Origin of the sequence: Vitreimonas sp. (genome assembly GCF_036392335.1) — a bacterium.
Taxonomy (GTDB): domain Bacteria; phylum Pseudomonadota; class Alphaproteobacteria; order Caulobacterales; family Aquidulcibacteraceae; genus Vitreimonas.
In genome coordinates this window covers 1-11,297 of the sequence record NZ_DASVYD010000076.1, presented here as the reverse complement: position 1 = coordinate 11,297, position 11,297 = coordinate 1, and the positions used below count along the sequence as shown (strand labels likewise).

The 11,297-nt window shown below is 64.5% G+C and carries 11 protein-coding genes; 4 read left to right on the top strand and 7 right to left on the bottom strand.

All coding sequences use genetic code 11. From position 1 onward, the window contains the following. Positions 1-79: 79 nt before the first annotated feature. Positions 80-1,870 carry a gamma-glutamyltransferase family protein gene (locus VF769_RS18395; protein WP_331009896.1) on the bottom strand — a complete coding sequence of 597 codons (1,791 nt, stop codon included), beginning with the start codon at positions 1,868-1,870 and terminating at the stop codon, positions 80-82. Between the two features lie 123 nt (positions 1,871-1,993). On the opposite strand from VF769_RS18395, the gene VF769_RS18390 reads away from it, so the two are divergent. Further along, complete coding sequence (locus VF769_RS18390; protein WP_331009895.1) at positions 1,994-2,716, top strand: hypothetical protein; 723 nt, start codon at positions 1,994-1,996, stop codon at positions 2,714-2,716. A gap of 18 nt (positions 2,717-2,734) precedes the next feature. Here VF769_RS18390 and VF769_RS18385 read toward each other — a convergent pair whose 3' ends face one another. Further along, positions 2,735-3,595: an SGNH/GDSL hydrolase family protein gene (locus VF769_RS18385; RefSeq protein WP_331009894.1), complete on the bottom strand. Its 861-nt coding sequence runs from the start codon at positions 3,593-3,595 to the stop codon at positions 2,735-2,737. Positions 3,596-3,661: 66 nt separating this feature from the next. Here VF769_RS18385 and VF769_RS18380 point away from each other — a divergent pair, with 66 nt between their 5' ends. Beyond that, complete coding sequence (locus tag VF769_RS18380) at positions 3,662-4,357, top strand: DUF4197 domain-containing protein (protein WP_331009893.1); 696 nt, start codon at positions 3,662-3,664, stop codon at positions 4,355-4,357. Between the two features lie 161 nt (positions 4,358-4,518). Beyond that, on the top strand, positions 4,519-5,391 hold the full coding sequence (locus tag VF769_RS18375) for an alpha/beta hydrolase (RefSeq protein ID WP_331009892.1): 873 nt from the start codon (positions 4,519-4,521) through the stop codon (positions 5,389-5,391). Between the two features lie 3 nt (positions 5,392-5,394). Here VF769_RS18375 and VF769_RS18370 read toward each other — a convergent pair whose 3' ends face one another. Together VF769_RS18370 and VF769_RS18365 are read right to left on the bottom strand one after the other, a co-directional pair. Next, positions 5,395-6,327: a thioesterase family protein gene (locus VF769_RS18370; protein WP_331009891.1), complete on the bottom strand. Its 933-nt coding sequence runs from the start codon at positions 6,325-6,327 to the stop codon at positions 5,395-5,397. Beyond that, entirely contained in the window at positions 6,324-6,791 is a 468-nt protein-coding gene (locus VF769_RS18365) for a transcriptional repressor (protein WP_331009890.1), read from the bottom strand. The genes VF769_RS18370 and VF769_RS18365 overlap by 4 nt, the downstream gene beginning before the upstream one ends. A 157-nt stretch (positions 6,792-6,948) precedes the next feature. Here VF769_RS18365 and VF769_RS18360 point away from each other — a divergent pair, with 157 nt between their 5' ends. Then, positions 6,949-7,323: a hypothetical protein gene (locus tag VF769_RS18360; protein WP_331009889.1), complete on the top strand. Its 375-nt coding sequence runs from the start codon at positions 6,949-6,951 to the stop codon at positions 7,321-7,323. On the opposite strand, the gene VF769_RS18355 is transcribed toward VF769_RS18360, so the two are convergent. The 3 genes from VF769_RS18355 to VF769_RS18345 form a co-directional block, all read right to left on the bottom strand. Continuing rightward, complete coding sequence (locus tag VF769_RS18355) at positions 7,320-8,216, bottom strand: helix-turn-helix domain-containing GNAT family N-acetyltransferase (protein ID WP_331009888.1); 897 nt, start codon at positions 8,214-8,216, stop codon at positions 7,320-7,322. The two genes, VF769_RS18360 and VF769_RS18355, sit on opposite strands and share 4 nt — an antisense overlap. Positions 8,217-8,307: 91 nt before the next feature. Further along, the gene (locus VF769_RS18350) at positions 8,308-10,062 is read right to left on the bottom strand and encodes a VWA domain-containing protein (protein WP_331009887.1); all 1,755 of its coding nucleotides are present in this window, start codon (positions 10,060-10,062) and stop codon (positions 8,308-8,310) included. Between the two features lie 132 nt (positions 10,063-10,194). After that, positions 10,195-11,297: DUF885 domain-containing protein (locus VF769_RS18345; RefSeq protein ID WP_331009886.1), on the bottom strand; the 1,103-nt coding region annotated here is incomplete at its 5' end.

The window sequence follows — 11,297 nt, the reverse complement described above, 5'->3', positions numbered from 1 at the left end:
TCGTGCTCGCCCCCTCAGTCATCGCGCTCCGCGCGCTGACAGCTCCCCCGTAAACGGGGGAGCATTTTTTTTTGCGCGTCTAATAACCGCCGGCCGTGCCGTCTTTGCGCATTTCGGTGGCGGCTTCGTACACGCCGTTGGGATTGCGCATGATGGCTTGGTAGCCGCCGAAGGAGCCGTCGGCGGGACGGATGCGGTGGCCGCGGCGTTCGAGCTCGGCGCGGACGTCGGGCGGCACGCCGTTTTCCATGGCGACGAAGCCGACCCCATCGGGCTGATCGCCAGTGGGTTCGGCGCCGCCATAGAAGCGATAGCGCGCAGCGTCGCCGGCGGCTTGGAGATCCATATCGTAATCGATCAGGTTGACGATGATCTGGACGTGGCCTTGCGGCTGCATGTCGCCGCCCATCACGCCGAAGGCGAGCCAGGGCTGGCCGTTGCGCAAGGCGAAGGCGGGGATGATGGTTTGGAACGGGCGACGGCCGGGCGCGTACAGGTTGGGATGGCCGCTTTGCAGCGCGAAGAGTTCGGCGCGGTCTTGCAGCATGAAGCCGAGCCCGTCCGGGACGAGCCCAGAGCCCATGCCGCGATAATTGGATTGGATCAGCGACACCATCATGCCGTCGCGGTCGGCGGTAGTGAGATAGGTGGTGTCGCCATCGATGCGCAGCTCCGCGTGTGGCGGCGGCGGCATGGCGCGATCGTTGGAGATCATAGCGCGGCGTTGGGCGGTATATTCGTCGGTCAGCAGGCGGCTTACATCGAAGCCGGTGAAGGCGGGGTCGCCGTAGAATTGCGCGCGATCGGCGAAGGCGAGGCGCGTGGCTTCGATCTGTGTGTGCAGCGAGTCCGGCGAGAGGAAGCCCATCTCGCGCAGATTGAAGCCTTCGAGGATGCGCAGGGTTTGTAGGGCGACGACGCCTTGGCTGTTTGGCGGGAGTTCGCAGACTTCAACGCTGCGATAGGGCGCGCAGACTGGGTCGACCCATTCGCCCTCGTGGCGGGCGAGGTCGTCATAGCGCAGCCAGCCGCCAATCCGGCGCATGTAACTATCGATCGTGCGCGCGATGGGGCCGCGATAATACGCGTCGCGGCCATCGCGCGCGAGCAGCTCCAGGGTGTTGGCGAGATCGGGATTGCGAAATATGCCGTGACCATCCGGCATTTGCCGGTGCGGTTCGCAATTGTCCTGGCAGAAGTAAAGGTTGCGTGCGTTGTTGTACTCTTGCAGGCGGCCTGCCTCGAACTCTGACGCCAAGCGCCGCTGATTGTTCGCCCAATACATCGCGATCGTTTGCGGGATGGGCGCGCCTTCGCGGGCGTAGCGGATCGTGGGTGCGAGCAAATCCGCCATCGGCGTGCGGCCGAAGCGTTCGTGGAGCGCGAACCAGCCATCGACCGTGCCGGGCACGCTGACGCTGGCCGCGCCGAAGCTTGGCACCGCGTTTGGATTGCCGCGTCGGCGCGCTTCGCGTCGCATTTCGGCCAGCGACATGCCGCGCGGCGTGCGGCCGGAACCGTTGTAGCCATAAAGGCGCTGTGTGCGCGGATCCCAGACGATGACGAAAATGTCGCCGCCGATGCCGTTGCCGGTGGGTTCGACCAGGCCGAGCATGGCGTTGGCGGCAATGGCGGCGTCGATTGCCGTGCCGCCCGCGCGCAGCACGTCGATGGCGGTTTGCGTAGCGAGCGGATGCGCGGTGGCGGCGGCGCCGTGTGGCGCGATGACGGGTGAGCGGGTGGCGAAGGGCTGGCCAGAGACGCGTTCGCCGCGCCCAAAATTCGGATCGCGCGGGACCTCTTGTGCGGTGGCGCTCGCGGCCAGCGTGACCCCCAAAGCCGCCACGGCGAGCGTGCGCATCAGGCCCATGATCTTCTCCCTCAAACCGAGCGCACTCAATCAGCTGCGCGCCGCGTCAGCAAGTGTGGCGCGATGGGCGGCCTTGCTGGCGCCGAAATGGGCGGGCTAAATCGCGTCGCTATGCGCAAGGACATGTCCAAAGTCATCGTGGAACGGCCGCGCGTCGGGCGGGCTGCCGCTGGATTGCGGGCAGGCCGCACGCGCGTCGTCGAGGATGATGACGGCGAACCGATCCGCGCGACACGCGGCGGGCGTGCGCCCAAGCGCGATAAGCCGATCAAGACCAAGGGGCTCAATGAAACGCTCAATCCGTTGCGCCGCTATCTGCAGAGCCAGGTCGAGCGGCCGTGGAACAAGGTCTATTCCGAGATCAGCGAGAATCTGAAGCCGACTTCAACGGTGCAACAGCACGTCCGCGATCACATCGAGGATTTCGTCGCGATCAAGACGCGCACGCGCGCCGGCGAAGTGATGGCGACGGGGCGCTGGGGTGGCGAGCGAGCATTGGCGGAGGATCATCGCCGCTTCTACGTGCATCCACGTACGGGATTGTTACGTGAAAATCCGCACTATCGCTCTTGGTCGAAGCGCCATCGCGAGAAGCTGGAAGCCGCTGCACGGGATCGCCTCTCTCGTATGCGCGAAATTGACGGCAAGACGCAGTTGCACAAGCTCAAGGACGACATCTGGTGGGAAGTGAAACTGGGACGCTTGGGCGACGGATCCCAGCCGGATGTTGTGCTGGCTGCGGGGCTTTCGAACTTGGCGCCGGAAATCCTCTATGCGCGCCATGGCGTCCGCGCGATCGCCAAGCGAATGCTGAACAAGGGCGAGAAGAAGAAGTATGGGCTTTGATCTCGCGCAGCGCTGATGTCAGCGCGGCAGCAGATCGTCGAGCGCTTTGGCAATCGCCTCCATGCCGGCGTAGCGGATATGATAGGCCACACCGTCGAGCGGCTCAGGATTGCGTGCGCCATTCATCCAGGGTTCGGCGGCGCAGGCGTCGCGGCCTTCCGAAATGCGTGAAGCCGGGAGCAGATAGGCGCCATTGCGGGCAGCGACCTGCGCGGTGATCTCTTCAAGGCGGCGTGCGATGTCGCGTGCGACATTGGCCTGCGCTTCGGTGATCGGTATGGCGGCGCACACGCCTTCGGGCGGCAACACTTTCGGGTAGTCGACGAAGACGATGTGCGCCTCGGGCGCGCGGCTGCGAATGGCGGCCACGATCTGATCCATGCGCGCAGCGACGTCGGCATATTGGGTTTCGCTGGGGGTCGGAATGTCGGGGCAGGGCTGCTGGGCGCACGAGGCGCGGAAGAGGCCAGCGATATACCCCAGATCGTTGCCGCCGATGGTGATGGTGACGAGGCGTGTGCCGGCATCCACTGCGTCCAGTTGTGGCGGCAGCTCGTTCCAGGGGCCGAGCAGATTGTGCGTGGTGGCGCCGCCGCAGCTCACGTCGATCAGCAGCAATTGGCGCAGACGCGAGAATTGGTGCGGGTAATTGTCGTTCGAGCGGCCGCAGCGTTGGGGCGCGCTTTCGACTTGCGTGGTGATTCCTGGGCCGGCGGCGAAGGAGCTGCCCATGGCGACATAGACGCTGCCAGGCGGGAACACGAGCGGCGGGGCCGTAGGCGGCGCGTCGACGGATTGCGCGCCAGTGGCGCAGCCGGACACGGCCAGCGCTAAACCCACCAACGCCGCGCGCAGTCCGAAACGGTTCGTCGTCGCCATGGATCGCCTTCTGCTCTGTTGCGGGGCTAACAACACTATCAGCGCGATCGGCGCTAGACTGGTTCCATGCAGAATCGTTTCGCCCGCAGAGCTTTGCTTGTCGCGCTTGCGGTGTCGGCCGCCGCGCCAGCCCTGGCGCAGCAACAACAGATCCTCGACAGCCTAACGCAAGCCGACGCGAGCCGGGGCATTCGTGATGCGCTGGGGCTGGCGGCGATGAGTGCGACCACGCGGTTGGGGCAGCCGAATGGGTTCTGGAATGATGGGCGGGTGCGGATTCCGTTGCCGGGATTGTTGGGGCAATCGCAGCGGACCTTGGCGGGGTTCGGCATGTCTGGGCCGTTGGACGAGCTCCAAGAAAGTCTCAATCGCGCGGCCGAGCGCACCATGCCGGAGGCAGCGGGCCTGTTCACCAATGCGGTGCGGACGATCACCATCGCGGACGCGATCGAGATCGTCCGCGGCGGCAATGACAGCGCCACGCGCTATTTGCGCGGCCGCACTGAGACACGGCTGACCACGTTGTTGAAACCGCCGATGACGGAGGCGCTGACGGCTTCGGGCGCGTTTACCTTGATGCGCGCGGCGCTGCGCGAAGTCGGCCTTGCCAGCATGACGCGCGATCTGCGGACGGAAGTGATCAATTTCTCGACGACAAAAGCGATCGAGGGCGCCTTCTTTTTCATCGCCGAGGAAGAGCGCGCAATCCGCCGCGATCCGGCGCGGCGGACGACCGATATCTTGCGACGGGTGTTTGGGTGAAGGGGAATGGGCGGATAGGGCGATATGGCGAGAGGAGAACCAAATTGCGGACCGCGACACTTGCCTTACTGCCGTTCTGGCTTACTGCCATTTGAATCGTGACAGACACTCAACCCCCCGAAGATTTTCGCCGCGTCAGCTTTGAAGTGCCAGGCGGGCGCATGGCCGGCATCGCCTTTGGCGCCGAGACGCCTGTGCCCGATATCGTCTTCATTCACGCCACAGGCTTTAACGCACGCACGTATCGCACGCTGCTGGCGCCGTTGGGCGATCGCTTCCACGTGTTGGCCTTGGATATGCGCGGGCACGGCCTAACCACGCTTCCAGCGCGCACGTTCGGCTATACGTCGTGGCGGCGCCATCGCGACGATCTGATCGCGGTGCTGGAGCACTTTAATGCGCCGGTGACGCTCGCGGGGCACTCAATGGGCGGGATCATTTCATTGCTCACGGCGGGCGCACGCACGGATCTTGTCTGCGGACTTGCCCTGATCGATCCGGTCATCTTGCCGACAGCGGCATATGCATTCTCGCAACTGCCATTAGCGCCGCTGATCCAGCGGCACACGATGGGCATGGCGAAAGGCGCGGCGAAGCGGCGTTCGGTGTTTCCCGATCGCGAAAGCGCCATAGAGTCGTTTACGGGGCGGGGCATCTTCAAAACCTTTCCACGGGAAGTGATCGCCGATTATGTCGGCGACGGCCTGATCGAGGACGGCAAGGGCGGGTTCAAGCTCGCGTGTCGGCCCGAATACGAAGCGGCGACCTATTGCGCACAGCGCAACGATCCTTGGGGCGCGTTGCGACGCGTGACCGATCCGTTGGTCTTGCTACGCGCGGAGCGCGGGTCGACCGTCGCCGAGATCGCGATGCATCGGATCGCGGCGATGAAGCCGGACGCGCGCTTGGCGACGGTGGAAGGCGCTAGCCACATGATCCCGATGGAGCGGCCGGATCGCGTGCGCGCGGCGATCGAAAGCGCGCATCTGCTCGCGCGCTCGGGCCGCAAATATCACGACGCTTTGGTGCAATAACGGCTAGATCGCCAACGGCACGAGACGCTTTTCCATGCGCGCGCGCATTTCCGGGCTTGGCGCGATGGTTTTGCGCGTGGCGATATCGAAAGTGAGGGCGGTGACTTCCACGCTCATCCAGCACCCGCCGCTGGCGGGATCGCAAACCCAATGCACGAGCCGCATGGTCTTCTCACCCATTTCAGCGATGCCGGAATATATTTCGATCAGATCGCCGGCGCGCGGCCAGCGGCGATAGATGTAACGCGCTTCGACGACGGCGCCGGCGGGCGCGGCGCCTTTCTCAGCGGCGGCGTCCGCGCGCCATTGCGCGAGCAGGTTGGGCACCGAGTCCGAGATACGGCCCATGAGATGATCGAAGCGCATGCGGCCGAATGCGTCGCAATGTTCGGCGAGCACCATGGCGCCGCCGATGCGTGTGGCGTTGATTTGGCGAGCGCGGTCGCGGCTGGCGTCGCTGGGCGGCTTGGTGACGTCGATCGAGCGCGGCTTGGCGTGCGCCGGTAGGTCGATGGAAAGCCGTTCAGCGGCGGCGCGCGAACGCGGCGACCACGCAAACGGGCGGAAGTCGCGCGTGTCCGTGTGCGCGACTTTCAAGGTGAAAACCGAGGACGGCGCGCCGTCGGCGTGGCGCATGTCGAGACAGAGCGTGGCGTCGTTTTCGCCCATCGCCACGACGCCGCCATGCATGATCAGCGGCGCGCCAGGAAGCGCTTCCTTGTTGAAGCGGATATGCGCTTCGAGTGGAACGATGGTGGAGACAGCGGACGATGTAAAGGCGCGCGGCAGCTCAAGCGCGTGCGCCATGTGCGCGAGCCCGACGACAGCGCGCTCCAGATGAAAGCGGACATTGAGATGGCCGCCGTCGTCGCATTCCCAGGTGTTGACGCTGCCTTGATAGAGCGGCGCAGGCAGTGGCGCTGGAAACGAACTCATGCGGCTTGCTGGCACGTCGCGCAGAGGCCGCTGGCTTCGATCATGGTGCGGCGAATGGCGAAGCCGTCCTTCTTGGCGGCGTCCGCGAGGTCGACCAGCGCGTGGCCGGCGTCGAACTCTTCGGCGCCGCCGCACTTTTCGCAGATGAGGAAGATGGTGGAGCGTTCGCAGCCGCCGACTTCGCAGGCGACAAATGCGTTCAAGCTTTCAATGCGATGGGCGAGGCCCATGCGCACGAGAAAATCGAGCGCGCGATAGATGGTGGGCGGCTTGGCAGTCTTGTCGCCGTCGAGCAGTGGCAGGAGGTCATAGGCCTTCGCCGGCGCATGTTGCGTGATCAGCAATTCGAGCACGCGGCGACGCAGCGGCGTGAGGCTTTCGCCCGCCGCCTGGCAGGCTTGCTCCGCCTCCGCGAGTTGCGTCGTGTGGTCGTGTGCGCAGTGCGTGTGTGCCATGCCGGCCATGATCGCAGGGTCCGTCCTTGTGCGGAAGATGGGGAGCGGCGGGCGCGAATTTGAGAGCAAGTTCGTCTCAGGCGCGGAATAGAACTTTACAAGAACATCTGAGTCGCGTACCAATTTGGAACATAGAGCGAACGAAGAATATCGAGGGGCAAAAGCAATGAGCGAAGCGATCTTCCGTGGTTTGTCTGGACGTCTGCACCGTTTCAGCGTGCATCGCCCGCACGAGGATTTCGCGACCGCGCCTGCGGTCTATTGTTTCGCACGTCCGGGCCCAGGCGGGCGCGGTTGGACACCTCTGTTTCTTTCCAGAACTGGTAATCTTTCCAAGCGCTTGGCTGGTCACGAGCAATGGCCGGAAGCCAAGCTTTTGGGCGCCACGCACATCCTGATCCATCAGCATGACGAGCGCGACGCGCGCGAATATGTCGAGGCTGATCTGGCCCAAGCGCTCCGTCCGGTCATGAACGGGCCGTTCCTGGAGGCCGAGGTCGAGGAAGCCGAAAGCAATCTGCGCCTGATCTGGGCGGCTTAGGTTTCGATCTCTTTCTCGAACCAATGGTCGGCATAAGGCTCGCCGTTGAAATCTGGAATTTCGCGATAGCCGCAGCGCGCGTAGAGCGCGCGGGCTTCGGTGAGCGATGAATGGGTGTCGAGCCTTAGGCGCTTGACGCCGAGGGCGCTGGCGCGGGCTTCGATTTCGTCGAGCAGACGTCGACCGAGGCCTAAGCCGCGCGCTTGCGGCGACACCCACATGCGCTTGATCTCCGAATAGCGCTTGCAGGTTTGCTTGAGACCGACGCAGCCGATCGGCGCGCCGTCGAGACGGGCGATGAGGAAGACGCCATTTGGCGGATTGAGCAGGTCAGCGCCGGCGGGCAGGCCTTTGGCGGGATCGTAACCGGCGTCGAAGCGCGATGCGATCTCACTGAAATAGCGCATCAGGCAGAATTGCGCGTCGGCGCTGGCGGCGTCTTCCATGGTCACGACAACGCTGCCGGCGCGCAGCAGGTTTTCCACCTCCCGCATGGCGGCGACGAGTTTGGTTCGCTGCGTCTCGTTCAAGGGGGCGAGCACAGCCTCGGCGAAGGCGTCGGAGCTTTTGCCATAAGCCGCATACTCGCGTCTGCCTTTGGCGGTGAGGCGAATCTGGCGCACGCGCGCATCGGTTTTGCTCGGGGTGCTGGTGACGAGGCCTTGGGCTTCGAGGGCGCGCAGCAGGCGGCTGGCGTAACCGGGATCAAGGGCGAGCTTCTCGCGCAGGCTGCGCATGTCGACGCCGCTTGCGCCGCTCGCGCCGATCTCGAACAGGAAGCGCGCTTCACCGAGCGGACGGCCGCGTTGCAGGTAATCGTCGTTCAGCGCGCCGATGCGCTGGGTGACGGCGCGATTGAAGCTGCGGACTTGGCTAATCTGACGTGAGGACATTATTTGACTATAGTCAAATAATGCACGCGAGCAAGAAAAAGGGCGCTCCTTGGCGGGAGCGCCCTTTGAGTTTGCTACGAGGGATTGGGCCTTAGCGCGAGCCGCGGGGCGTAGGCCTTGGCGCTGGGCGCGGTTCGGGCCTTGGCTGTTGCGGCAGCGGGTTCATGGCGGCGGCGCTTGAAGCGGCGCGCGCCAGTTGGAGGAATTCCGCGCGCCAGCCGAATTCGTCTCGGCCGCGGGCGGTTTGCGCCAGATTGATCACGTCGTCCCAATCATAGCCCTGGTCGAGATAGGGATCGCCGCGCAGCAGCTGGCCGTAGCCGGCGACGGCCGTGGCCCAGCGCGCCGATTCATTCGCTTGTGCGATCGAGGTGACTGCGTCGCTGTTGGTGATCGGGCGTTCGATCAGACGCGAATTGTCCTCGCCCGGCAGCTTGTAGCGAATGCGCAGGAAGGCGAGCTCGTTGGCGGCGCCGGCGGCTGGGCGATCGCTGGGCTGATAGCGCAGCTCGTCGTTGAAGGTGCGGCCGCCGACCGGGACGATCTCGTAGATCGCGGTGACGGAATGGCCTGCGCCGATTTCGCCTGCATCGACTTGGTCGTTATTGAAGTCCTCCCGGCGAAGCATGCGCGTCTCGTAGCCGATCAGGCGATATTCGGCGACGCGCGCGGGATTGAATTCGACCTGGATTTTTACGTCATTGGCGATCGAGAACATGTTCGACGCCATCTCGTCGCGCAGCACGCGGCGAGCTTCGTTGAGCGTGTCGATATAGGTGGCGACGCCGTTGCCGTTTTGCGCGAGGCGTTGCATCAGCGCGTCATTGTAATTGCCGCCGCCGAAGCCGAACACCGAGAGATAGATGCCGGTTTCGCGCTTGCGCGAGACGAAGTCCTGCAGCTGCTGTGGGTCATTAATGCCAACATTGAAGTCGCCATCGGTGGCGATGATGACCCGGTTGACGGCGTTGCGGTTGAAGTTCTGCTCGGCCAGTGAGTACGCAAGACGCAAGCCTTCGCCGCCCGCGGTGGAGCCGCCGGCGCTCAGATTGTCGAGCGCGGCAAGGATGCGGGCGTGTTCGTTGCCTGGCGTGGGTTCGAGCACTGCGCCCGCGGCGCCGGCATAGACCACGATCGAAACGCGGTCGCGTGCGTTGAGTTGATCGATCAGCAGGCGGAAGCTTTGCTGGACCAGCGGCAGCTTGTTCGGTTCGCCCATCGAACCCGACACGTCGAGCAGCATGACGAGGTTCAGCGGCGGACGTTCGCGCGGGACGATATTGTAGCCCTGCAGGCCGATATGCACGAGTTGACGACCCTCGGCCCAAGGCGAAGGCGCGACGGTGACGTTGGTCGAGAAGGGCTGCTCGCGATTTTGCGGCAGCGGATAATCGTAGCGGAAATAATTGACGAGTTCTTCGATGCGGACGGCGTCGCGCGGGGGCAAGCGGCCCTGGTTCAGCATGCGGCGCACGTTGGAATAAGACGCGGTGTCGACATCGATGGAAAAGGTGGACACCGGCTCGTCGGCGACGGCGTGGATCGGATTAACATCGACGTCCTCGTAGCGCTCGCGATCGACGTCGCCCGGCATCGGCTGCGGCGCGGTCTGCGCGTATGGGGCGCCGGCCACTGCGCCCATCGCGCGCTGCTGCGGCGGCGCCGGCGCCACCGGCGGGGGCGGCGGAGAAGGCGGCGGCGGCGGTGTCGCGTATTCGTCGGCTCTGCGCGAGCCCGTGACAACGACGCTTTCGGCATCGCTGGACGATGGTGTCGATTGGCTGGCGCAAGAGGCCAGCGCGATGACGCAAAGCATCAAAGCCGCGCGCGCGGTGTGTTTCAGCATGGATGGTCCCTCCCGACCCCGTCCGGACACGGTGTTTATAGCGATTGTCAGCGAGCGCGCAAAACGCGGCGTGTTTGCGGCAAGCGCGCGTTCTTTTACGACGAAGGCGCGATTTCACACGCTTGTGTTCGATTAGCGACGGCGGCGCTCGCGCTCGGCCAGATTGCGCTGCTGCGGAATCCAGTCGCGGACGATCGTGTCGAGGACGCTCAATGGCACTTCGCCATGCAGCAAAACCGCGTCGTGAAAGCCGCGCAGATCGAAATCGGGGCCGAGCTGATTGCGCGCCATCTCGCGCAGACGCGCGATCTCGCGGCGGCCGAGTTCGTAGCCGCAGGCCTGGCCCGGCCAAACCACGTAGCGATCAACCTCGGTGACGATCACGCCGGGCGCGTCGCCTGTAGTTTGGATCAGATAGTCGATGGCTTGTTGTCGCGTCCAATTCTGCGCGTGCAGGCCCGTGTCGACGACGAGGCGCGCCGCACGCCAAAGCTGCCAGCGCAGATAGCCGATGCGGCCCACCGGGTCGCCTTCGTGAAAGCCAAGTTCATCGGCCAATTCTTCCGCGTAGAGGCCCCAGCCTTCGCCATAGGCGTTGAAGGCGATGAGGCGCGTGAGCAGAGGCGCGTCCGTTAGCTCCTGCGCCAGCGCGACCTGGAAATGATGGCCCGGCGCCGCTTCGTGGAAGTCCTGCGTCGGCACGTCGATGCGGGTCATTTCGCTGAGATTGCGCAGATTGATGTAATAAATGCCGGGCGTTCCGCCATCGAGTGAGGGCGGGGAATAATAAGCGCCTGGCGAACCCTCTTCGGCAAAGGCGGGCACGCGGCGCACTTCGAGCGGCGCCTGCGGCATGCGGCCGAACCATTGCGGCGCGCGCTCCATGAAGTTGCTCACGCGACGCTGTACGTCGGCGATGAGTTCGGCGCGGCCTTCGTCGGTGTCGGGATAACGATAGCGAGGGTCGGCCGTCATTTGGCTCAAGCGTTGTCCGACGGGGCCTTCGGTGAGACCGACGCGGCGCAGCGCAATATCCAGTTCGCGATTGAGCGCGGCGACGCGATCGAGGCCGATGCGGTGGATTTCCGCCGGCGTCAAATCGGTGGTCGTCTCGATGCGCAGCGCGGCGGCATAATAGTCGCCGCCTTGAGGAAGATGGGAGATTCCGGCGTTGTCGTTGGCGTTGGCGCGATCAGAGCGGATGAATTGCGCCGCGCGCTGATGCGCGGGAATGA

Bases quoted from the DNA above. Each gene is read 5' to 3' on its own strand.
- VF769_RS18385 (WP_331009894.1), bottom strand. From the start codon at position 3,595: ATGGCGACGACGAACCGTTTCGGACTGCGCGCGGCGTTGGTGGGTTTA.
- VF769_RS18380 (WP_331009893.1), top strand. From the start codon at position 3,662: ATGCAGAATCGTTTCGCCCGCAGAGCTTTGCTTGTCGCGCTTGCGGTG.
- VF769_RS18375 (WP_331009892.1), top strand. From the start codon at position 4,519: ATGGCCGGCATCGCCTTTGGCGCCGAGACGCCTGTGCCCGATATCGTC.
- VF769_RS18360 (WP_331009889.1), top strand. From the start codon at position 6,949: ATGAGCGAAGCGATCTTCCGTGGTTTGTCTGGACGTCTGCACCGTTTC.
- VF769_RS18355 (WP_331009888.1), bottom strand. From the start codon at position 8,216: ATGTCCTCACGTCAGATTAGCCAAGTCCGCAGCTTCAATCGCGCCGTC.
- VF769_RS18350 (WP_331009887.1), bottom strand. From the start codon at position 10,062: ATGCTGAAACACACCGCGCGCGCGGCTTTGATGCTTTGCGTCATCGCG.
- VF769_RS18395 (WP_331009896.1), bottom strand. From the start codon at position 1,870: ATGGGCCTGATGCGCACGCTCGCCGTGGCGGCTTTGGGGGTCACGCTG.
- VF769_RS18390 (WP_331009895.1), top strand. From the start codon at position 1,994: ATGTCCAAAGTCATCGTGGAACGGCCGCGCGTCGGGCGGGCTGCCGCT.
- VF769_RS18365 (WP_331009890.1), bottom strand. From the start codon at position 6,791: ATGGCCGGCATGGCACACACGCACTGCGCACACGACCACACGACGCAA.
- VF769_RS18370 (WP_331009891.1), bottom strand. From the start codon at position 6,327: ATGAGTTCGTTTCCAGCGCCACTGCCTGCGCCGCTCTATCAAGGCAGC.